Source organism: Paeniglutamicibacter cryotolerans (assembly GCF_014190875.1).
Classification (GTDB): domain Bacteria; phylum Actinomycetota; class Actinomycetes; order Actinomycetales; family Micrococcaceae; genus Paeniglutamicibacter; species Paeniglutamicibacter cryotolerans.
In genome coordinates this window covers 2,843,122-2,864,687 of sequence record NZ_JACHVS010000001.1, presented here as the reverse complement: position 1 = coordinate 2,864,687, position 21,566 = coordinate 2,843,122, and the positions used below count along the sequence as shown (strand labels likewise).

At 65.1% G+C, this 21,566-nt stretch carries 16 protein-coding genes and 1 tRNA gene; 9 read left to right on the top strand and 8 right to left on the bottom strand.

Features of this window, described 5'->3' with window-relative positions; all coding sequences use genetic code 11:
- Nucleotides 1–40: 40 nt before the first annotated feature.
- Genes E9229_RS13140 through E9229_RS13130 form a run of 3 tightly spaced genes read left to right on the top strand, consistent with a single transcriptional unit; the run spans nt 41 to nt 3,118 of the window.
- Nucleotides 41–1,405 (top strand): ABC transporter substrate-binding protein, encoded by a 1,365-nt coding sequence (locus tag E9229_RS13140; protein WP_183511769.1) that lies wholly within the window; start codon nt 41–43, stop codon nt 1,403–1,405.
- Nucleotides 1,380–2,306 carry a carbohydrate ABC transporter permease gene (locus tag E9229_RS13135; protein WP_183511768.1) on the top strand — a complete coding sequence of 309 codons (927 nt, stop codon included), beginning with the start codon at nt 1,380–1,382 and terminating at the stop codon, nt 2,304–2,306. Before E9229_RS13140 ends, E9229_RS13135 begins: the two co-directional genes overlap by 26 nt.
- Nucleotides 2,303–3,118 carry a carbohydrate ABC transporter permease gene (locus E9229_RS13130; RefSeq protein WP_183511767.1) on the top strand — a complete coding sequence of 272 codons (816 nt, stop codon included), beginning with the start codon at nt 2,303–2,305 and terminating at the stop codon, nt 3,116–3,118. Before E9229_RS13135 ends, E9229_RS13130 begins: the two co-directional genes overlap by 4 nt.
- On the opposite strand, the gene E9229_RS13125 is transcribed toward E9229_RS13130, so the two are convergent.
- Nucleotides 3,108–4,337 (bottom strand): AI-2E family transporter, encoded by a 1,230-nt coding sequence (locus E9229_RS13125; protein WP_246380491.1) that lies wholly within the window; start codon nt 4,335–4,337, stop codon nt 3,108–3,110. The genes E9229_RS13130 and E9229_RS13125 overlap by 11 nt on opposite strands.
- Before the next feature lie 318 nt (nt 4,338–4,655).
- Nucleotides 4,656–6,251 (bottom strand): phosphoglycerate dehydrogenase, encoded by a 1,596-nt coding sequence (serA, locus tag E9229_RS13120; RefSeq protein ID WP_183511766.1) that lies wholly within the window; start codon nt 6,249–6,251, stop codon nt 4,656–4,658.
- 1,512 nt (nt 6,252–7,763) lie between these two features.
- On the opposite strand from serA, the gene E9229_RS13115 reads away from it, so the two are divergent.
- From E9229_RS13115 to E9229_RS13105, 3 genes are all read left to right on the top strand, one after another.
- The gene (locus E9229_RS13115) at nt 7,764–9,224 is read left to right on the top strand and encodes an aldehyde dehydrogenase family protein (protein ID WP_183511764.1); all 1,461 of its coding nucleotides are present in this window, start codon (nt 7,764–7,766) and stop codon (nt 9,222–9,224) included.
- Between the two features lie 142 nt (nt 9,225–9,366).
- A complete protein-coding gene (locus tag E9229_RS13110) occupies nt 9,367–9,597 on the top strand; it encodes a hypothetical protein (protein WP_183511763.1) in 231 nt (76 codons plus the stop codon).
- A gap of 210 nt (nt 9,598–9,807) precedes the next feature.
- Nucleotides 9,808–12,096: a S8 family serine peptidase gene (locus E9229_RS13105; RefSeq protein ID WP_183511762.1), complete on the top strand. Its 2,289-nt coding sequence runs from the start codon at nt 9,808–9,810 to the stop codon at nt 12,094–12,096.
- 393 nt (nt 12,097–12,489) lie between these two features.
- Here E9229_RS13105 and ilvC read toward each other — a convergent pair whose 3' ends face one another.
- The 4 genes from ilvC to ilvD all read right to left on the bottom strand — a co-directional run bounded on the left by ilvC (nt 12,490) and on the right by ilvD (nt 17,914).
- A complete protein-coding gene (ilvC, locus tag E9229_RS13100) occupies nt 12,490–13,512 on the bottom strand; it encodes a ketol-acid reductoisomerase (protein ID WP_183511761.1) in 1,023 nt (340 codons plus the stop codon).
- A 28-nt stretch (nt 13,513–13,540) separates the two neighbouring features.
- On the bottom strand, nt 13,541–14,059 hold the full coding sequence (gene ilvN, locus E9229_RS13095; RefSeq protein WP_183511759.1) for an acetolactate synthase small subunit: 519 nt from the start codon (nt 14,057–14,059) through the stop codon (nt 13,541–13,543).
- A 3-nt stretch (nt 14,060–14,062) separates the two neighbouring features.
- On the bottom strand, nt 14,063–15,943 hold the full coding sequence (locus E9229_RS13090; RefSeq protein ID WP_183511758.1) for an acetolactate synthase large subunit: 1,881 nt from the start codon (nt 15,941–15,943) through the stop codon (nt 14,063–14,065).
- 267 nt (nt 15,944–16,210) lie between these two features.
- On the bottom strand, nt 16,211–17,914 hold the full coding sequence (gene ilvD, locus E9229_RS13085) for a dihydroxy-acid dehydratase (protein ID WP_183511756.1): 1,704 nt from the start codon (nt 17,912–17,914) through the stop codon (nt 16,211–16,213).
- A 117-nt stretch (nt 17,915–18,031) separates the two neighbouring features.
- Here ilvD and E9229_RS13080 point away from each other — a divergent pair, with 117 nt between their 5' ends.
- Nucleotides 18,032–18,487 carry a hypothetical protein gene (locus E9229_RS13080; protein WP_183511755.1) on the top strand — a complete coding sequence of 152 codons (456 nt, stop codon included), beginning with the start codon at nt 18,032–18,034 and terminating at the stop codon, nt 18,485–18,487.
- Here E9229_RS13080 and E9229_RS13075 read toward each other — a convergent pair.
- Together E9229_RS13075 and E9229_RS13070 are read right to left on the bottom strand one after the other, a co-directional pair.
- Nucleotides 18,484–18,984 carry a hypothetical protein gene (locus E9229_RS13075; RefSeq protein ID WP_183511754.1) on the bottom strand — a complete coding sequence of 167 codons (501 nt, stop codon included), beginning with the start codon at nt 18,982–18,984 and terminating at the stop codon, nt 18,484–18,486. The genes E9229_RS13080 and E9229_RS13075 overlap by 4 nt on opposite strands.
- A gap of 203 nt (nt 18,985–19,187) precedes the next feature.
- A complete protein-coding gene (locus tag E9229_RS13070) occupies nt 19,188–20,135 on the bottom strand; it encodes a 2-hydroxyacid dehydrogenase (RefSeq protein ID WP_183511753.1) in 948 nt (315 codons plus the stop codon).
- Nucleotides 20,136–20,305: 170 nt separating this feature from the next.
- On the opposite strand from E9229_RS13070, the gene E9229_RS13065 reads away from it, so the two are divergent.
- Nucleotides 20,306–20,378, top strand: a tRNA-Lys gene (locus E9229_RS13065).
- 112 nt (nt 20,379–20,490) lie between these two features.
- On the top strand, nt 20,491–21,336 hold the full coding sequence (locus E9229_RS13060) for a GIY-YIG nuclease family protein (protein ID WP_183511752.1): 846 nt from the start codon (nt 20,491–20,493) through the stop codon (nt 21,334–21,336).
- The last annotated feature ends 230 nt before the right edge of the window (nt 21,337–21,566 follow it).

Here is a 21,566-nt window from a genome sequence, read left to right as displayed (position 1 = left end):
GCAGCCATCGACGCCTGCATCACCGCATGAAAGGAACACCATGAAACTCCGAGGCAAGACCCTCACCGGCGCACTGGCCGCCGCCGCGGCCCTGGCGCTGACGCTTTCGGCCTGCACCCCCGGCTCCAACACCCCCGCACCCTCGGCCCCGCAGTCCACGGGAGCCATCGAGAAGGACGTCGCCAAGATGGGCGAGACGACCCTGACGGTCTGGGACCAGGAGGTCCGCGGCGGGCAGAACGAGCAGATGACCAAGCTCAACGCCGCCTTCCAGGCGAAGTATCCGAACATCACCATCAAGCGCAACTCCCAGTCCTTCGAGGACCTGGGCAAGACGCTGCGCCTGGCCCTGTCCGGCACCGACGCCCCGGATGTGGTCCAGGCGAACAATGCCCGCAACACCATGGGCGCGTTCGTCAAGGCCGGGCAACTGCTGCCGCTGGATCCCTGGGCCGAGGCCTACGGCTGGGCCGACCGCTACCCGGCCAGCGTGCTGAAGTACTCGCAGTACTCCACCGATGGCACCACGTTCGGCTCCGGCTCCGTCTTCGGCCTGCCGCAGGTCGGGGAGGTCGTCGGCGTCTTCTACTCCAAGAAGAAGCTGAAGTCCCTGGGCATCGAGGTGCCCCGGGACTGGGCGGCGTTCGAGGCGGCCGCCACCACCGCCAAGGACAAGGGCGAGACCGCGATGCTGCTGGGCAACATCGAGAAGTGGCCGGCCGGCCACGTCTTCGGCCCGATCCAGGGCTCCAAGGTCCTGGCCGAGCAGATCGAGAAGCTGGGCTTCGGCAACGCCGGCGCCAGCTGGCTGACCCCGGAGAACCAGGCTGCGGCACAACAGCTCGCCGACTGGAACGCCCAGGGCTACTTCAACAAGGGCGTCAACGGCACCGAATACGATGCCGCCTGGCAGAAGCTGACCAAGGGCGAGGGCGTGTTCCTCATGGGCGGCTCGTGGATGTCGGCCGACCTCGAGGACGCCATGGGCGATGACGTCGGATTCTTCACCCCCCCGGTCAAGGCCGGCGAGGGCGCCAACACCACCGGGGGCACCGGGCTGCCGTTCACCGTCACAGCCAAGACCAAGAACCCGGACCTGGCCGCCGCCTACATCGACTTCATCACCAACGACGACGCGATGCAGATCCTGGCCGACACCGGCAACCTGCCGGTGCTCAATACCCAGAAGTACGCACCGGCCGCCGGTGTGCAGAAGGACGTCTTCACCGAGTTCGAGAACGTGACCACCAAGGGCACGCTGCTGCCGTACCTGGACTACGCGACCCCCACCATGGGCGATACCCTCGGCGACTCCCTGCAGGGACTGCTCGACGGCAAGCTGGACGCCAAGAAGTTCACCGAAGCCATGGAAGCAGACTATGCGGGCTTTACCCAAGCCAAGTAAGACCACCACCGCTGGCGGGCCGGGCAAGCGCTCGGCCCGCCAGGGCGGTGCCCTCACTCCCTACCTCTTCATCGCCCCGGCGCTGGTGGTCTACGCCGCGTTCATGCTCTATCCGCTGGCACGCTCGGTGCACCTCTCGCTCTTCGACTGGGATGGGCTGACGCTGGCCACGTTCGTCGGCTTCGGAAACTACACGGACATCTTCGCCGACGCGCGCCTGCGTGCCGCGTTCGGCCACTCGCTGAGCTTCATCTTCTTCTATGCCGTGCTGCCCACGGCCATCGGCCTGGTGCTCGCTGCGGTGCTCACCAGGGCCAAGGTGCACGGACTGCCGCTGTTCCGCACCCTGGTCTTCCTGCCGCAGGTCATCGCCATGGTCGTCGTCTCCGTTGCCTGGAAGCAGATCTACGCGCCCGACGGCGGACTGAACACCGCACTGCGGGCCATCGGCCTGGATGTGCTGACCCGGCCCTGGCTCGGCGACTATGCCTTCTCGCTGCCCGCGGTCGGGCTGATCGGCACGTGGGTCTCCACCGGGCTGGTCACCGTGCTGCTGCTGGCCGGCATGTCCAAGATCCCCACCGAACAGTTCGAGGCGGCGCGCCTCGACGGGGCCGGCGCCGTGCGCGAGTTCTTCTCCATCATCGTCCCGGCGGTCCGCGCCGAAGTTACCGTGGCACTCACGCTGACCATCGTCGCCTCGCTGAAGACCTTCGACCTGATCTACATGACCACGGCCGGCGGTCCGGGCTCCTCCACCACAGTGCCCAGCTACGAGGTCTACCGCAGGGCATTCGAAACCGGGCAGGTCGGCTCGGCCGCGGCCATCGGCGTCACGCTGACGGCACTGATCTTCGTGATCACGCTCGGCGTGAACCGGATCTCGGAGCGTGCAGCATGAAGGTATCGAGCACCGAACGCACGCTGAACTACGCGATCCTGATCGTCTTCTCGCTGATCGTGCTGACCCCGATCTTCTCCATCCTGGTCACCGCGTTCGGTCCGGCCAACGCCGCCGCCGCGCGCGAAGGTTCCTTCCACCCGGGCAACTTTGCCGAGGCCTGGGTCCAGGGCCGCTTCGGGCAGTACATGGCCACCTCGGTGCTCGTCGCGGTGATTGTGGTGACCTTGGCAGTGACGCTCTCGATCCTGGCCGGGTACGCCTTCGGCACCATGAGCTTCCGCGGTGAGCAGGTGTTGTTCTACCTGTTCCTGCTCGGCATCATGGTGCCGTCCGAGGCGATCATCGTGCCGCTGTTCTTCGACTTGCGCACGCTCGGGATCACCGACACCGTGTGGGCGGTGGCGCTGCCGCAGGTTGCCCAGTCGGTTGCGTTCGGCACCTATTGGATGCGTGCCTACTTCAAGGGAGTGAGCCCCTCGGTGATGGACGCCGCCCGGGTGGACGGTGCCTCCAAGACCCGGATCCTGTTCTCCATCCTGGTCCCGATGGGCCGCCCGGCCATCACCACGATGATCGTGCTGATGTTCATGTGGACCTGGAACGAGTTCCTGATCCCGCTGGTCATGTCCCCCTCGGGCGAATTCAGGACCGCCCCGCTCGGCCTGGCCTTCTTCCAGGGCCAGTACACCCAGGGAACCGCGCTCCTGGCTGCCGCCGCCGTCATGGTCGCCCTGCCGGTGGTGGTGCTCTACTTCCTGATGCAGCGCCACTTCATCAAGGGCATGCTCGAGGGCGCAATCAAGGAGTAGCCCCGGCGGGACCGGCTTCTTCCCCTCCGCCCAGGGCACCTTCATCTGCGCGGAGGGCGGCGCCGCCTTCGGCGCTCCTGTCGGGATCCCCGGCTTCCCTCTCGGTCCGCCACTTTCCACCGGCGATGTACCCGACCATCACGTTCAGCACCGCTACCGTGGGCACGGCGAACAGCGCGCCGGGAATACCGGCGATGTACGAACCGGCTGCCACGGCGAAGACGACTGCCAGCGGGTGCACCTTGACCGCAGCGCCCATGACCAGCGGCTGGATCACGTGTGCCTCGAGCAGGTGCACCAATAGCACCCCGGCGAGCATGACCAGTGCCTGGATGGGCCCGACGTAGACCAGCGCGACGAGCACCGCCAGCGCGCCAGTGACTATCGCGCCGACAACCGGGATGAAGGAGGCCAGGAACACCAGGATGGCGATCGGGATGACCATCGGCAGTCCAAGGAAGAAGGCGAACAGGCCGATGCCCACTGCATCGCCCGCGGCGACCAGAATCTGCACCCGCACGAAGTTGGTCAGCGTCAGCCACCCCGCCTGACCGGCGCCATCCACGGCGGCACGGACATCACGGGGGAAGAGCCGCACCGTCCAGCGCCAGACGTGTCCGCCGTCGATCAACATGAAGATCGTGGCAAAGACCGTCAGCAGCGTCCCGGCCAGGACTCGTCCGGCCGTTTTTCCGACCACCAGCGCCCCGCTGAAGATCTCGCTTCCATGCTGTTTGAGGTCTTGGCCCAATTGGACCAGGTAGGCGTCGAATTGGGTGCTTGACACCTGCAGCGGCGAGGTCCTCAGGTAGTTTCGGAACTGCTGGTATGCCTGCAGGGAACGCTTTTCGACCTCTGGCAGCCCGGAGCTGACCTGCGTTTCCACCAGGAGCACCAGTCCGGCGATGACACCGAACGCCGCCAGCACCGACACCAGGACCGCCACCCACCTGGGCCAGCGGTGACGCACCAGGAAGTTCACCAGCGGCCTGAGGAACGCCGTGAGCAGCAGGGCGATGAGGAACGGGACCACGATCTCTTCCAAGGTCGCTATCAGGTACCCGAAGATGGCCAGCACACCGATGACACCCAGGAGCCGCCAGGACCATTGTCCGGCCAGGTCGATGCCCGGTGGCAGCCGTGGATGGACGGTGCCCACCCCTGATGCGGGCAACCTCGATGCCTTCGCCTGCCGGTTGCCGCTTGATTTCGGCTCCATGTTCCCACCCTCCCGATAACGGATCCGGAGCGGGTTCCGTGTGCACTACCCCGGGCCCGCGCCGTGGTCTTGAATCTACTCCCCCTTTCCTCCGAAGATCCATGGAGCCCATGACATGACGCCGGCGGGACCAAGGTGGCCCCTGAGGCTGGCGGTGTCCACCACTTTGGCTGACAGGCAACACGCCGGCGGCCGAAGCGGGGAGGCACCAACGGCGCCGGTCAACGCGCATACGGCGAAAAGAAGAGCGCCCCGGCGCGCTCCGAGCCACCCAGGGTGGAAGGGACCGCGCCGGGGCGCTCGTCATCGCTTGGGGCCCTAGGCCTCCAGGTCGACCTCGCGGGCGGCGGTGGCGCCGATGGCGGCACCGACAATGTCCAGCACGCCGGCCGGAAGCGTGGAGTCGATCGACAGGATGGCCAGGGCCTCACTGCGGTCTTCCTTGCGGGCCACCTGCATGCCGGCGATGTTGACGCCCTGCTCGCCCAGCACGTTGCCCAGTGTGCCGATGACGCCCGGGCGGTCGGCATAACGCAGCACCAGCAGGTGGTCGGTAACCGGGATTTCCAGCTCGTAGCCGTTGATGCCCACCAGCTTCTCGATCTGCTTCGGGCCCGTCAGGGTGCCGGAGACCGAGAGCTGCTCCCCGTTGGCAGTGGCGCCCTTGATCGTGAGCACGTTGCGGTACTCCGGGGACTCGCTGGTGGTGAGAAGGCGGGTGGTCACCCCGCGCTGCTCGGCTAGCACCGGCGCGTTGACGTAGGAGACCTGCTCGGAGACGACGTCCATGAACACGCCCTTGAGTGCCGAAAGCTCGAGTGCCTTCACGTCCAGGGAAGAGATCTCACCGGCGACGACAACGTCGATGGTGGTCAGCGGTGCGTTGGTCAGTGCGTTGAAGATGCGGCCGAGCTTTTCGATCAGGGGGATGCCGGGGCGGACGTTTTCGTCGATGACGCCGCCGGCGACGTTGACGGCGTCCGGAACCAGCTCGCCGGCCAGCGCCAGGCGCACCGACTTGGCGACCGAAACGCCGGCCTTTTCCTGTGCCTCTTCGGTGGAGGCGCCCAGGTGCGGGGTAACAACGACGTTGTCGAACTGGAAGAAGTCCAGGTCGGTGCTCGGCTCCTTGACGAAGACGTCAATGCCGGCGCCGGCGATCTGGCCGGTCTTCAGTGCCTCGTAGAGGTCTGCCTCGTCAACCAGGCCGCCGCGTGCGACGTTGATGACGTAGGCGCTGTTCTTCATCTTCGAGAACGCGGCCTTGCCCAGCATGCCCAAGGTTTCCGGGGTGCGCGGCATGTGGATGGTGATGAAGTCGGACTGGGCCAGCAGCTCGTCCAGGGTCAGCAGGCGCACACCCAGCTGCTGTGCGCGGGCCGGGGTGACGTAGGGGTCGTATGCGACGACGTCCATGCCGAAGCCCTGCAGCCGCGCTGCGACCAGTGCGCCGATACGGCCCAGGCCGATGATGCCCGCGGTCTTCTCGAAGAGCTCCACACCCGTGTAGGCGCTGCGCTTCCAGGCGCCGGACTTCAGCGAGGCGTTGGCCGCCGGGATGCGGCGGGCCAGCGATACGACGTGGCCGACGGTGAGCTCGGCGGCGGAAATGATGTTGGAGGTCGGGGCATTCACGACCATGACACCAGCCTGGGTGGCGGCCTTGATGTCGACGTTGTCCAGACCGACGCCGGCGCGGGCAATGACCTTCAGGTTCTTCGCTGCGGCAATGGCCTCGGCGTCGACCTGAGTGGCCGAGCGGACCAGGATGGCATCGACGTCGGCGATGGCGGCAAGCAGCTGGGCGCGGTCCGCACCGTCAGTCTGCCGAATCTCGAAGTCGGGACCGAGCGCTGCTACGGTCGCAGGCGAGAGTTCTTCGGCCAAGAGGACGACGGGCTTGTTTTCTGACACGGAGTGGCACCTTTGCTATTTCAGTGGGCTGATGCTTGGTCCGGAATCAACCGGGCCAAAGGCCACGGTATCGCCATCCTGTACGGCATTATGCGTGTCGGCCCGGATGTTACGTTGCAAAAAGCATGATTGTGAACCTTTTCACAGACGCTTGCGCGGAGCCTCCGGAGCATCAGCGGGCCACGCGGTCCTGCCGGGGGGCTTCGCGCCAACCACTACGCCCCGGCTTTCGCGGCAAGCCCGCGATTTACTATCGGAAGTCTTTTTCCGCAGGAGATGACCTGCTCCTCGCTGGCGGCATCAATGCTGGTCGGTCCGCTCAATACCGGAAGACCACCGCCAACCTTGAAGCCCTTGCCGTTGTTCTGCCAGCGGGCATGGACGGCCCCTCTGGCCCTGCAGCCAGCGCTGCTGGTTGGCTCCGAAGAACAGCGTGCCCTCGATGATGTTCCAGGCCAGGTCCCCGCTGCTGTCCGCCGAGGCTGACTTTGCCTTGCTGGTGCCTTGGGGCCTGGTGCTCGGCGTGGATTCGAGCTGTCGAAGATTTCAGGCCTCCCCTGCCGCTAGCCGTTCGCCCACCGCCCGGCCGGTCTCGACCGCGTCGGTACCGAAGTGCGTAAACAAGCCCAGGTCGGCAAAGACACCGATGCCCTGATTACTGCTGGCTGCCGGGATCCCCGCGCCTTGGCCAAGGACACGGCCAGCCCATCGAAGCGCCCCAGATCGGCATCCTCGTGCTCGATTTTCACGTCCGTCTCCGGATCGATCGCCGTCGGCGCGGCCAGAAACCCGTTCCAGAAGTCAAACTCATGCCCTTGCCGGCCGAGCCGAAATCCCAGCTAGAGTCCTCCGGACAGGAGTTGACGAAGTAGACTCCCCTGCTAGTAGCGTGGCGCGCATCCGGCTGCAAAGTGCGGAATCGGTCATCGAACACCCCGTTGACGGCGCATGCAACATGAGCGGTTCCAATGACCGGATGGCGGCTCTCGGATCAGTGCCCTGCCAGAACAAAATGGCTCGGATCCATTTCGGATCCGAGGTTCCTCGCCCCGTCCGCTCGACCAAGCGGACCAGCTTGGCCGGATAGACGAACAGGTTTTGCGGGTGCAGCTCGAGGCTCGTGTGCACTCCAGCGTCCCCTCGCGCACACTAGCCTCGCGCCAATAGGGCATTGCCAGCTCCCACTGGCAGTCCAACAAGCCGCCGTAGGCAGCGGCAGAGTGTTTCACCCGGATTGCGTGGTTCCGGCCGGCCACCGAGTGGCTCCACCGCCTCCAATGGCGTCTTGGGCTCGGTTCCAAGTGGACGACATCGGCCGTCAGACTCCCCGTTTGGCGAGCTGGTTCGCCATGACAAATTCGCCGGTATCGAACAGGCCTTGGCCGAATGCTCATCCGATGCAACGATCAAGGCAGTAGTGCTGTGCGTCGGCACCGCTCGCCCCTGCTCGACATCAACCAGCCGTTTCCCGGCAGTGCCATTCCCGGGTCACCTCTCGATAAGGACAGCACCATGAATTTACTGAACTCCAAGCTCTGGGACTCCAAGGTCTATATCGGCGGCTGGCGCGACGGAGGCGGCGGCTCCAGCGCCGTGCTCGAGCCGGCCACAGGAGAAACCCTGGGCCGCTACGGCGTTGCATCGGCAGCCGACGTGCTCGAGGCCTCGACCCGTGCCGCATCCGCGCAGAAGGAATGGGCGGCCCGGAACCCTGAGGAGCGCGCCGCGGTGCTGCGCCGGGCCGGCCTGCTCTGGGAGGAGCACGCCGAGGAGGTCAACGACTGGATCGTGCGCGAATCCGGAGGCATTCCGGCAAAAGCGGGGCTGGAGACCCACACAGCCGCCAGTGAATGCTACGAGGCCTCGGCCCTGCCCAGCCTTCCCGCCGGCGACGTGCTGACCAGCAACAACGATCGTTGGTCCTTTGCCCGGCATCGCCCGGTCGGTGTCGTCTCGGTCATCGCACCGTTCAACTTCCCGCTGATTCTGGCCATCCGAGCCGTGGCCCCGGCCCTTGCGTTGGGCAACGCGGTGCTCCTGAAGCCGGACCCACGCACCACCGTCTGTGCCGGGGTGAGCATCATACGCATCTTCGAGGAGGCCGGGCTGCCCTCGGGGCTGCTCTCGCTGCTGCCCGGCGGCGCCGATGTCGGCGCCGCCGTGGTCGAGGCCCCCGAGGTGCGGGTCATCGCGTTCACCGGTTCCACGGCGGCCGGCCGCAAAATCGGCGAAGCGGCCGCCCGTCTGCTCAAGCGAGCCCACCTGGAATTGGGTGGCAACAGCGCCATGATCGTGCTTCCCGACGCTGACCTGGCCAAGGCCGCCTCTGCCGCGGCATTCGGCTCGTTCATGCACCAGGGACAGATCTGCATGGCCACCGGCCGGCACATCGTGCACGAGGACATCTATGAGGACTACGTGGCAGCCCTCGCACAAAAGGCCGAGCACCTGCCCATGGGCGATCCTAAATCCGGAACGGTGGCCATCGGCCCGATCATCGATGCGAACCAATTGGCAAAGATCGATTCCCTCGTCGGAGCCGCGGTGTCCGGCGGTGCCCGGCTGGCCGCCGGAGGGTCCATCCGCGACGGGCTCTACTACCACCCGACGGTGCTGGCCGACCTCACCGACGAGCACGATGCCTGGAACCAGGAGATCTTCGGCCCCGTCGCACCGGTACGCAAGTTCTCCACCATCGACGAGGCGGTGGCCATGGCGAACGACAGCGCCTATGGGCTCTCCATCTCGATCCTCGGAGATGTCGGTACGGCAATGGCGATTGCCGACCGGCTCGAATCGGGCAAGGTGCACATCAACGAGCAGACGGTGTCCGATGAGCCCAACTCCCCCTTCGGCGGGGTGAAGGACTCGGGCAATGGCGGACGCATCGGTGGGCACAAGGCGAACATCGAGGCCTTCACCGAGATGCAGTGGCTGACCATGCGCCCGGAAATCGCGCCCTATCCGTTCTAGGTCCCCGCTGGCGCCACCGTGAAACGGTGTCGGCCCGGACGGGTCGGCACCGTTTTCATGCCCGGCCTCCCATGAGGCGAATTCCCTGTTGAGGAGGAGAGCCGCTGGTGCCAAACTGATACCAGGGAGGAACATGATGGACATGAACGAGAATGCCGGGGCCATGCCCACCCCTGCCCACGAGGAGCTGGTCCGGCGCTACATCGAATCCCTCAGCTCCGATGACATCGAAGCGATCATGAAGCAGGCCGAGCTTCGGGTCCAGCACATGGCCCACGGCCTGTTCCTCGCCGGCAAACCGCTGAACCACGATGCCGAGTCCTCACTGGTGGCCAAGGCCATCGTGCGCGAGTTAAACCGCCGCGCCGGCTGAATCCCCGTCGGCCCCCGCACCTAGTACAACGAATGGGACACGGAGCTCCGCCACTGCGGCATCGTGGCAAGTGCGGCTGTTAGGCTGGCTCGACGGTTCGCCGTACAGCCACCACGGAACGGACGGGACGGGCGGATATCCGCTGCCGATTCCCGACACCGCTCCCCGAGAGAACCGGTCCACCCGCCGATGCCCTTTCCAGGACTCAGCATGCCCGCACAAGCCAGGCGGGTTGCCGCCACCGCCTTGTCAATTCTTGTTTCCACCCTGCTGGTGGCTGCTTCGGCTGCGGCCCTTCCCCCGGCTCCCGATTCCCCGCAAAGCCCTCCCGCAGCCCAGCTGCCCGGCAGCGGGGAGCAGCCCACCGACCGGTTCATCGTGAAGTTCACCCACGAGTCACAGGACGACTCGCGGTGGCGCGACGACGCCTACGGGGCGGTCGGCGGCGATGCCGGCGTGGTGGTGGAGCAGCTGCATGAGACCTCCTTGGGGACCAACGTGATCACCACCGACCGGGAGCTCGGCGCCGATCAGGCCGATGCCTTCCTGGCGGACCTCAACGCGCTGCCCGGTGTCGAATTCGCCGAACGAGACGGCCGCTCCAGGACGGCCTCCGTGCCCACCGATCCCTACTACGCCCAGCAATGGGACCTGGCGTCCACTGCCGCTGGTATCAATATGGAGAAGGCCTGGGAGCTGTCGAGAGGCAAGGGCACGGTCGTTGCCGTGGTTGACACGGGAATAGCCAGGCACTCGGACCTAGAATATCCGGCGATTCCCGGCCGGCTAGCGAAGGCCCTGCCCGGATACGACATGGTCTCCGCCGACGATGCGGCGAAGAACGATTTCAGCACGGCAAACGACGGCGATGGCCGTGACCCGGACCCCTCCGATCCCGGGGACTGGACCACCCGGTTCGGACAGTGCGATGACGACCTGCCGGCCGAGCCTTCCTCCTGGCACGGAACCCATGTGGCAGGGACCATTGCCGCGGTGACCGGCAACGGCAAGGGCGTGGCGGGAGTGGCGCCGGACGCGTCCATCCTGCCCGTTCGCGTCCTGGGTGTCTGCGGGGGCTACAATTCGGACATCGCCGACGGCATCATCTGGGCTGCCGGCGGCTCGGTGCCAGGAGTTGCGCGGAAAAACAAACACCGGGCCGATGTCATCAACCTGAGCCTCGGCGGTTCGGGGACCTGTTCCAGGACCTATCAGGCGGCCATCGACTTCGCGGTCGGCAAGGGCATCCCCGTGGTCGTCGCGGCCGGGAACGAATACGGAAAGGTCTCCGACTCCTCCCCGGCGAATTGCCGAAACGTCATAGTGGTCGGAGCCGTCACCAGCGCCGGCGCCCGGGCCGCATACTCGAATTACGGCAGCAACGTGGACGTCATGGCCCCGGGCGGCGATGATCCCGAGTCCCTGGATCCGCTTGGCGTCCTCTCCACCAGCAACAAGGGAACGAAGGGGCCAACGACCGAGGCCTATGCCATGGATATCGGAACCTCAATGGCCACCCCGCATGTAGCGGGAACCATTGCACTGATGCTGGCCCGCAACCCGACTCTCACCCCGGCGGCCGTCGAATCGCTGCTGAAGGCCACCGCACGTCCGCTGAAGTGCAACATCGCCCATGGCTGCGGGGCCGGGATCATTGACGCCGGTGCCGCAGTCAGGGCCACTCTCCCGCCGCTGAAACCCTCGGTTCCGCTGATTTCTGGGACGTCACGGGTGGGGCGTGTTCTATCGGCCTCGACGAATGCATGGGGACCGGCCCCGGTGGCGCTTGCCTACCGCTGGTACCGGGCGGGGAATCCGATTCCCCTGGCCACCGCCAGCACCTATGCGCTGCTCCCCGCCGATGCGGGAAAGGCCATCACGGTCGCCGTCACCGGCAGTAAGAAGGGCTACTCGAGCCTCCGGAAGACCTCGGCACCGACAACGGCAGTCGCCCGGGGAAAGCTTAGAACCCAGATCCCCCGGGTCGACGGAACAGCCCGGGTCGCTTCCAAGCTCACAGCGGTTCCCGGCGCCTGGGGTTCGACCCCGGTGACGCTGTCATACCGCTGGTATCGCTCGGGCAAGCCGATCACCGGCGCCACGAAGAAGACCTACACCTTGGTCGGGGCCGACGCGGGAAAGAGCCTCAAACTCGCCGTGACCGGAATCAAGGACGGCTATTCCCCATCGCGACAGGTTTCGACGCCCACCGGGACCGTGGTGAAGGGCAAACTCACCACCACGGGCCCGAAAACCAACGGGAAGGCGCAGGTCGGCTCCACTCTGAGTATTTCGATGAAGAAATGGGGGCCTTCGCCCGTCGCCCTGACCTACCGCTGGTACCGCTCGGGCCAGCAGATCACCGGCGCCAAGAAGAAGACCTACCAGGTGGTACGCGCCGACGCGGGCAAGACCCTCAAAGTGCGCGTCACCGGGCGGAAGGCCGGCTACGCCACCGTGGCCCGGACCTCGCCCTCGAGCCCCCGGGTGCCCCGCTAGCACTCCCTCATCCCGCATGCCGGCCACCTCCATGCTCCAGTAGCGGTAACGAACCGTCGATGTCCGCCCCAAAACAATTCAGGGCGGGCATCGATGCTTGGAGCCGGGCCACTTGCCCGTAGCTCGGGTTCAACCGGTTTGCCTGACACACCGTGGCGCGGGTATGAGGGATGAACAATACCGCTGCACACCGTTCCCGGGGCCATCGCCTTGTTGCCAGGCTTCGCCCCGGGACCAGTGATCCCCCGCCGCGCCAACAATCCCAGGAGCCCGCTACGGGACGACGGCTAGGGCAACGGCTGGCACGACAATGCCCGTCCCGAATTGCTTCGGGACGGGCATTGTCGGTGGATGGCCAGGGCACTGGGCCTGGGCAAACCGGGTTTGTCGGCCTTAGCGGGCGACGGAGCCCTCGGTGTAGTCATCCGTGGTCTTCCAGGAGAAGAGGTTGCGCAGTTCGCGGCCGGTGGCCTCGATCGGGTGGGCTTCACCCTTGGCGCGCAGCTCCAGGAACTCAGGTGCTCCGGCATCCTGGTCGTCGATGAAGCGCTTGGCGAACGCGCCGGACTGGATGTCGGCGAGAACTGCCTTCATGTTCTCCTTGACCTCCGGGGTGATCACGCGCGGGCCCGAGACGTAGTCGCCGTACTCGGCGGTGTCTGAAACACTCCAGCGCTGCTTGGCGATGCCACCCTCCCACATGAGGTCCACGATGAGCTTCAGCTCGTGCAGCACCTCGAAGTAGGCGATCTCCGGCTTGTAGCCGGCTTCGGTCAGGGTCTCGAAGCCGTACTGCACCAGCTGGGAGGCGCCACCGCAGAGCACTGCCTGCTCGCCGAACAGGTCGGTCTCGGTCTCTTCGGTGAAAGTGGTCTCGATGACGCCGGCACGGGTGCCGCCGATGCCCTTGGCGTAGGACAGCGCCAGCGCTTTGGCGGCACCGGTGAAGTCCTGCTCCACGGCGATCAGGTCCGGGATGCCGCGGCCGGCTTCGAATTCGCGGCGCACGGTGTGGCCCGGAGCCTTCGGGGCAACCAGTGCCACATCGACGTCCAACGGCGGGGTGATGTAGCCGTAGCGGATGTTGAAGCCGTGGCCGAAGAGCAGGGCGTCACCAGCCTGCAGGTTCGGTGCGATTTCCTGGGCGTAGACGAAGCGCTGGACCTGGTCCGGGGTCAGGATCATGATCACGTCGGCTTCGGCGGTGGCCTCGGCGACGGAGAGGACGCGCAGGCCCTCGGCCTCTGCCTTGGCGCGCGACTTCGAGCCTTCCTTCAGGCCGACGCGTACGTCGACGCCCGAGTCGCGCAGGTTCAGCGCGTGGGCGTGGCCCTGGGAGCCGTAGCCGATGATGGCGACGGTACGTCCCTGGATGATCGACAGGTCTGCATCGTCGTCGTAAAACATTTCGGTCACTTTGATTACTCCTTGTAAATGGGAAAGATCAGGCAGAGACGGAACGCAGTGCGCGGTCCGACATTGATTTGGAGCCGCGGCCGACGGCCAGGGTTCCGGATTGGACGATTTCGCGGATACCGAAGGGTTCGAGCACTGCGAGCAGAGCCGTGATCTTATCGGCGTTGCCGGTGGCCTCAATGATGACGGATTCTGTAGAGACATCCACCACTGTGGCCCGGAACAAGTTGGCTGCCTGGGTTACCTGCAGCCTGTTTGCGGCATCCGCGCGGACCTTGACCAGGATATGGTCTCGCTGCACGGAAGTTTCTGAGGTGAGTTCAACGATCTTGATGACGTTGATCAGCTTGTTCAGCTGCTTGGTGACCTGCTCGAGCAAGTCGCCCTCGGCGTCGACCACGACGGTGACCCGGGAAATCCCGGGAACCTCTGTGGGGCCCACTGCCAGGGAGTGGATGTTGAACGCACGGCGGGCAAAGAGCCCCGCCACGCGGGTCAACACGCCCGGTACGTCCTCGACGAGCACGGAAAGAGTGTGGCGTGCCATGTTCTAGTCCTCCTCTTCCCACTCCGGCGTCATGCCGCGAGCAATTTGAATTTGGTCGTTTGAAACGCCGGTCGGCACCATCGGCCAGACCATCGAGTCGCGGGAAACCACGAAGTCGATGACCACCGGGCGGTCGTTGATCGCCAGTGCCTGGCGGATCGTGTCGTCGATGTCCTCGTCGCGTTCGCACCGCAGGCCCACGCAGCCATACGCGTCGGCGAGCTTCACGAAGTCAGGGACCCGGACCGTTCCGTGGCCGGTGTTCAGGTCGGTGTTCGAGTAGCGCCCGTCGTAGAACAGGGTCTGCCACTGGCGGACCATGCCCAGCGACGAGTTGTTGATGATGGCGACCTTGATTGGGATTTTGTTGATGACGCAGGTGGCGAGCTCCTGGTTGGTCATCTGGAAGCAGCCGTCGCCGTCGATGGCCCAGACCACGCGGTCAGGGTTGCCGACCTTGGCGCCCATCGCGGCGGGAACCGAGTAGCCCATGGTTCCCAGTCCACCTGAATTCAGCCAGGAATGCGGGCGCTCGTACTTGATGAACTGCGCGGCCCACATCTGGTGCTGGCCGACGCCCGAGACATACACCGCCTCGGGTCCGGTCAGCTCGCCGATCCGCTGGATCACGTGCTGCGGGGCGGAGAGTCCGTCGCCGGTCGGAGTGTAGCCGATCGGGTAGGTCTCGCGCAGGCGGCCGATGACCTCCCACCACGCGGCGAGGTCGGGGTGGCCGTCCTCGGCGAAGCGGGTGCGGCAGGCTTCTGTCAGTTCGGGAATGATTTCCTTCGCCGAGCCGACGATCGGGATGTCCGCGGTACGGTTCTTGGAGATCTCGGCCGGGTCGATGTCGGCATGGATGACCTTCGCGTTGGGGGCGAAGGACGACAGCACGCCGGTGACCCGGTCATCGAAGCGGGCTCCGAGGGTAATCAGCAGATCGGCCTGCTGCAGCGCGGTGACCGCTGAAACCGAACCATGCATGCCGGGCATGCCGACATGCAGATCGTGCGAGTCCGGGAACGCGCCGCGGGCCTGCAGCGTGGTGACCACCGGGGCGCCGACCAGTTCGGCCAGGTCGAGCAGTTCGGCCGATGCATGGGCCTTCATGACGCCGCCGCCGACGTAGAACACCGGGCGGATCGAGGAGGCAATCAGCTTGGCCGCCTCGCGGACCTGCTTGTTGTGGCCACGCACCACGGTCTTGTAACCGGGCAGATCGATCTTCGGAGGCCAGGAGAACGTCATCTTGGACTGCTGCGCGTCCTTGGTGATGTCAACCAGGACCGGGCCGGGACGGCCCGTGGCTGCGATGTAGAAGGCGCTGGCCAGGACCCGGGGAATATCCTCCGCCTTGGTCACCAGGAATGAATGCTTGGTGATGGGCATGGTGATGCCCACGATGTCGGCTTCCTGGAAAGCATCCGAGCCGATGAAGGCGCTGTGCACCTGGCCGGTGATGGCAACCATCGGGACCGAGTCCATGTGCGCGTCGGCCAGTGAGGTGACGAGGTTGGTGGCGCCGGGTCCGGAAGTGGCGATGCACACGCCCACCTCTCCGGTGACCATGGCGTAGCCCTGGGCCGCGTGGCCCGAGCCCTGTTCGTGGCGGACCAGGATGTGGTTGATCCCGGTCGAGTCCATGAGCGAGTCGTAGGTGGGCATGATGGCTCCACCGGGCAACCCGAAGACGTCTTTGACGCCCAATTCTTCCAGTGAGCGAACAATGGCTTGTGAGCCAGTCATCTCGGTGGGGGCAATGATGTTGTTCGGGCCCTGGACGGGGCTCGACGCCTCCACGACGGAAGAGACAGGAGCGGCATCCTTGGTGCGGTTGGCGGCTTTGGCCGCCAGCGATGGGCTGGCGGGAATTCCGTTACTCATGTTGGATTCTTCCTTCTCTATCTCTTCGTTCTGCACATAAAAAAACCCCTCGGCACCGTCACGGCGAGTTGGGGTATGCGCTGCACCTGGGTCCCTTGTGGGGGCCGCCGGCTCAGCGCTTGATAACTACTAGGAGTTCAGTGCGGATCTTCATGACCCCAGTCTGCTCGCCGCAGAAATGATAGTCAAACAAAACAGTTGCAAATCTCACAATGTGAGACGGTCGTCCAAGGGGTGGACGCATCCACCCCTTGGACAGTCATCGGACTAGCCGCAGTACGCGCCGGTCGAAGCGGACTTCACGAGCTTGGCGTACTTGGCCAGCACACCCGTAGTGAACTTGGCCGGCAACGGCTCCCAACCCACCTTGCGGGCCTCGAGCTCGGCCTCCTCGACCAGCAGGTCAAAGGAGCGGGCAGCGATGTCGACGCGGATCTTATCGCCGTCCTGGACGAATGCGATCGGGCCGCCATCGACGGCTTCCGGTGCCACGTGGCCGATGCACAGGCCGGTGGTGCCTCCGGAGAAGCGGCCATCGGTCAGCAGCAATACGTCCTTGCCCAAGCCCGCACCCTTGATGGCGCCTGTGATGGCAAGCATCTCACGCATGCCGGGGCCCCCCTTAGGACCTTCGTAGCGGATGACCACCACGTCGCCGGCCTTGATCTCGCCATTGTCCAGCGCTGCCAAGGCTCCCTGCTCGCGGTCGAAGACCCGGGCGGTTCCCTCGAAGACGTCCGCGTCGAAGCCGGCGGACTTCACGACAGCACCCTCGGGGGCCATCGAACCGTGCAGCACGGTGATGCCGCCGGTCTTGTGGATCGGATTGTCCAGCGCGCGCAGGATCTTGCCGTCGACATCCGGCGGGTTGATCTCGGCCAGGTTCTCGGCAACGGTCTTGCCGGTGACGGTCAGGCAGTCACCATGCAGCAGACCGGCATCGAGCAGTGCCTTCATGATGACCGGCACGCCGCCGATCTTGTCCACGTCGGTCATGACGTAGCGGCCGAAAGGCTTCAGGTCGCCCAGGTGCGGGATCTTGTCACCGATGCGGTTGAAATCGGCCAGGGTCAGGTCGACCTCGGCCTCGCGGGCGATGGCCAGCAGGTGCAGCACGGCGTTGGTGGAGCCACCGAAGGCCATGGTGACGGCGATGGCGTTCTCGAACGCCTTCTTGGTCATGATCTGGCGCGAGGTGATGCCCAGGCGCAACAGGTTCACCACTGCCTCGCCGGACTTGTGGGCGAATACGTCGCGGCGGCGGTCGACCGAGGGCGGGGCGGCCGATCCGGGCAGCGACATGCCCAGGGCCTCGCCGATGCAGGCCATGGTGTTGGCGGTGTACATGCCGCCGCAGGCGCCCTCGCCGGGGCAGATGGCCTTTTCGATGCGGGTCAGGTCCTCGAGCGACATCTTGCCCGCGGCGCACGCGCCGACGGCCTCGAAGGCGTCGATCAAGGTGACCTCCTTTTCGGAGCCGTCCTCGAGCTTGACCCAGCCGGGCATGATCGAACCGGCGTAGAGGAAGACCGAGGCGAGATCGAGCCGCGCCGCTGCCATCAGCATGCCCGGCAACGACTTGTCGCAGCCGGCCAGCAAGACCGATCCATCGATGCGCTCGGCCTGCATGACGACCTCGACCGAGTCGGCAATGACCTCGCGGGAAACCAGCGAGAAGTGCATGCCCTCATGGCCCATGGAGATGCCGTCTGAGACCGAGATGGTACCGAACTGCATCGGGAAGCCACCGCCGGCGTGAACGCCTTCCTTGGCCCCCTGGGCCAAGCGGTTCAGCGAAAGGTTGCAGGGGGTAATTTCGTTCCACGAGCTGGCGACGCCGATCTGCGGCTTGGCGAAGTCATCGTCGCCCATGCCGACGGCGCGGAACATGCCGCGTGCCGGGGCGGCATGGATGCCGTCGGTCACGACGCGGCTGCGTGGTTTGATATCTGGTGTGGTGTCCTGGCTCATGGGTCCGATTCTATTGCCGTTGCCATCGGGTATCGAACCCGTGACAACGAAGCGACACATTTCCCCGCCCGTCAGCCTGGGCCGCCGCAGAGGTTGGCCGTCGCTACAGTGGAAACCATGGATACAGCCCAGGAAGATTCCGAGGATGCGGAGCTGAAGGCTCTCCTGCGCATCGCATTCGAGAGCCAGATACCGAATTTCGGCAGCTACAACCTCGTCTTGGCCACCGGGACCTCGGGGTCATCGGCGCCCGCCGTCATCGGCTACCGGCGCGAACCGATCGAGGTGGTGCTGGCGCCGCTGAACCCGATAAGCCTGACCCCGAAGTCCGCAGCCATAGAAATCAACATCACAAATCTTTCCCACCTTGCACTCGTCAACGACGGAGGTTACGAGATCGGCACCAGCACCGGGAGGGTCTTCCGCTTCAAGGTCCCGGCGAGCGCGAGCCTTGATCTGCCCGACACCGGCCACCGGGTCCTCTTGGACCAGGACGTCGACTCGCTGGACTTCACCGAGTTCATGGATTTGTTCATGGACACCCTGGACCGCGCACCCCGGGACATGCCCTAGGCGCGGGCCTGGATGAGATTGGCGAACGGCAGCCTGCCGTGATGCTGGATGAACTGCGCATGGTGGTTTGCCTGGGCCGCATTGAGCGCTTCCGCAGGCAATTCCTGCCAGGCCACGAGCAGGGTCCCGGGATCCGCAAGCTGCCAGATCAGCCGACCGTCCCAGTGCCCCGGCGGCTTGCCGTTGCCGAAGTCCACGAATTCCTGGATCTGGCGTCGGAGGCCCCGGTTGCCCTTGCTGCCGGGGCCGGCCTTGCCGATGAACAGGACATCCGCGTCGGCGACCCATTCCGCGGCCAGCGCGTCCTGCGGCAAGGTCGGGTCCTTCTTCTTGAAGACCCCGGCCGTGCTCTTGGCCAGGAACCGGGCCTCGAAGCCGGCGGGGCGCAGTATGGCGAAGATCCCCGGGCGTTGCGGAATCCTGTTGATCTCGACGGCGGCGATGGGCCGGAACCCGGTGAACCCCTCGGCTTTGAGCGTTTGCTTGTTCAACTGCATCGGATTCCTCGAAAGTGGATGGCGGGAATGTCGGTGGCGCACTCTCCCGTAAGCGCGATGATTCGCAGCTTCGATGCTACCGGGCGGGGCGCAACATGCTCACGCCTGCCACCCGTCGACAATCGGTCCTCCTCGGGATGCAGGCGAGTTACCCTGCCCGGTCCGCCGCCCTGCATCGTCTTCGGGTGACGCCGTCCGGCGGCTCAGCCCAGCCGGGTTCCGGTCCGCACCACGTTCTCGGGCAGGATCCCCCGCGATACGGCGGCCAGCTGGCGCTTGAGCAAGGCCGCGATCCGCGGAGGGAAGGCGTTGGTATTGCCCCCGTTATGCGGAACGATCAGTGCGTTGGGTAGCTTCCAGAGCGGATGGCCGGCCGGTAGCGGCTCCGGATCAAAGACATCCGAGGCCATTCGCAACCGTCCAGAGGCCACCTCGGCGACCAGGGCGTCGGTATCGACCACCGGCCCGCGGGCCACGTTGACTATCACCGCGCCATCGGGCAGGGCGGCCATCACCTCGGCGTTTATCAGGTGATGGGTGGACTCGTTGTGCGGAACGATGCAGATCAGCACCTCCAGTCCCGGCGCAAGTGCCAACAGTTCATCGATGCCCCGCACCCGACCGTGCTCGTCTATGCGGGATCTCGAGCCGAAGCGGGTCATCTCTACCTCGAAGGGATCCAGCCGGCGGCGGATTTCCTCGCCGATCCCACCGACACCGATGATGCCCACCTTGCGATCAGCCAGTCCCGGCCATCGGGAAGGGTTCCAGTGCCCCTTCGCCTGGTCTCGAACGGATTCGGCGATGCCGCGAACGGAGGCGAGGACCAGCCCTACCGCAAGTTCAGCCGTTGCCGCCGCATGGACGCCGCTGGCCGACGCAACGGCGACGTCCTTCCCCACGAGTTCCGGGACTGCGTCAAACCCCGTGGACTGGGTTTGCACCAGTCGCAGGTTCGTAGCCCCGCGTACAGCGACGAGGTTGCCGATCCGGGTCGCATACGGCAACACGACCATCTGGATCTCTTCCAGTTCGACACCCGCCGGTCGGCCCACACAGTCCCACACTCCCCCGCGCATTCCTTCAGGCAAGGGCGATACTGCATCAAGAAGTTTCTGGTCGGGCAGCGTGACAACGGTGATCTGTTCCATAACCACAGCCTAGAACCCGAGATTGACCACACCAAAAGCCGCCGAAATGGTTCAAAGTTGTGAAGTGCGCCTCAAAGGGCTTCCTCGACTTGCAATCCCCCGTCAGACTGGTAGTGTTTCATGTCGTTGCAGAGCGACGGGGCCGAAAGAAACCGACAACCTGCACAAATGCATCCCTAGCTCAATTGGCAGAGCAATTGACTCTTAATCAATGGGTTTCGGGTTCAAGTCCCGAGGGGTGCACATGGGAAGGAAAAGCCTCGGACTGCGAAAGCAGTCCGAGGCTTTTCCTGTATGTTCGACCCTCCACCACGAACGGGGCCCGGACGGCGGAAGCGGGGCTAGGCTCAGCCAGATGACACTCACAACCTCAGCCGCAGGGAAGCTCACTCTCGGCAACTTCTTTGACGCGACCGGAGTCGACTCGAGCCAAGTGCTGCTCCTTCGACACACCTATACGGCAGACGGCTTGACCGGCCCCTCCGACCTCACCCCCGAGAAAATTCATGAGTACGTTCGCCTGCAGGGAATCGACAACAAGATCGGCAGGACCCCGCCGTTCATCTGGATGAACTTCATCGCCGCCGGCGGTCGACGCTCACGATTCCTCGGCGCTTACGAGAACCACGGCGAAATCGTTCACGAACGAACCCCCACACTTCGGTGCTTTGATCTTCGACCGACCCAGTTCCTCGCCTCATTTCAAGGCCGACTTGTCATCGAATGGTCGAAAGATGCAGTGAACTGGGCAAAGAGCGCCAAAAACACCATGAGTTTCCCGATCATGGAGATTTCCGATCCGCGGCCGGAACCCTTCCCCGGATTCGACCAGTTACTGCTGACGTTCAACGAGCTCCAATCGGTCGTTGAAGACTCGCGCTATGACCATTGGCGCCAAGCGCTCGGTTCCGTGCAGGGAATCTACCTGATAGCCGACACCAAAACGGGAAGGCTCTACGTCGGAAAGGCCGACGGCGCAGAACGCATCCTCGGACGCTGGAGCAACTATGCCAAAACGGGCCACGGGGGCAACGTTGCCCTGCGTGAGCTATCCGAGCTGGACCTTACCCATCGGGAGCACTTCCAGTTCAGTATCCTGCGGGTCTTTGGCCCCGGCGCATCAACGATGGAAATCGATGCATCCGAGAACCACTACAAGCGTGCCCTGCTCACCAGGAAATTCGGACTCAACCGGAACTGATGCTTCTTCGACGTCCCGTCGTCGCGAGAGGGCCCGCCACTTTCCGAGTGCCCGATCCAAGGTGCCCCGGCTCCGCACTCGGGACACTCAACCAACCCACTGGCGAGCGACACGGCGAGACTACGAGTGGAGATCACGGTCAACCGCGAGAACGATCCCGCGACGCAGAGCGCAGGGGTGGGCCCCGAACCTCGGCACACTAGGCCAACTACGTCAATTCGTCATCAGAT

Excerpts from the sequence above, each read along its gene's own strand:
- E9229_RS13140 (WP_183511769.1), top strand. The coding sequence starts at position 41 with ATGAAACTCCGAGGCAAGACCCTCACCGGCGCACTGGCCGCCGCCGCG.
- E9229_RS13135 (WP_183511768.1), top strand. The coding sequence starts at position 1,380 with ATGCGGGCTTTACCCAAGCCAAGTAAGACCACCACCGCTGGCGGGCCG.
- E9229_RS13080 (WP_183511755.1), top strand. The coding sequence starts at position 18,032 with ATGGATACAGCCCAGGAAGATTCCGAGGATGCGGAGCTGAAGGCTCTC.
- E9229_RS13125 (WP_246380491.1), bottom strand. The coding sequence starts at position 4,337 with ATGGAGCCGAAATCAAGCGGCAACCGGCAGGCGAAGGCATCGAGGTTG.
- E9229_RS13060 (WP_183511752.1), top strand. The coding sequence starts at position 20,491 with ATGACACTCACAACCTCAGCCGCAGGGAAGCTCACTCTCGGCAACTTC.
- E9229_RS13110 (WP_183511763.1), top strand. The coding sequence starts at position 9,367 with ATGAACGAGAATGCCGGGGCCATGCCCACCCCTGCCCACGAGGAGCTG.
- E9229_RS13070 (WP_183511753.1), bottom strand. The coding sequence starts at position 20,135 with ATGGAACAGATCACCGTTGTCACGCTGCCCGACCAGAAACTTCTTGAT.
- E9229_RS13130 (WP_183511767.1), top strand. The coding sequence starts at position 2,303 with ATGAAGGTATCGAGCACCGAACGCACGCTGAACTACGCGATCCTGATC.
- E9229_RS13075 (WP_183511754.1), bottom strand. The coding sequence starts at position 18,984 with ATGCAGTTGAACAAGCAAACGCTCAAAGCCGAGGGGTTCACCGGGTTC.
- ilvD (WP_183511756.1), bottom strand. The coding sequence starts at position 17,914 with ATGAGCCAGGACACCACACCAGATATCAAACCACGCAGCCGCGTCGTG.
- E9229_RS13115 (WP_183511764.1), top strand. The coding sequence starts at position 7,764 with ATGAATTTACTGAACTCCAAGCTCTGGGACTCCAAGGTCTATATCGGC.
- ilvN (WP_183511759.1), bottom strand. The coding sequence starts at position 14,059 with ATGGCACGCCACACTCTTTCCGTGCTCGTCGAGGACGTACCGGGCGTG.
- E9229_RS13090 (WP_183511758.1), bottom strand. The coding sequence starts at position 15,943 with ATGAGTAACGGAATTCCCGCCAGCCCATCGCTGGCGGCCAAAGCCGCC.
- E9229_RS13105 (WP_183511762.1), top strand. The coding sequence starts at position 9,808 with ATGCCCGCACAAGCCAGGCGGGTTGCCGCCACCGCCTTGTCAATTCTT.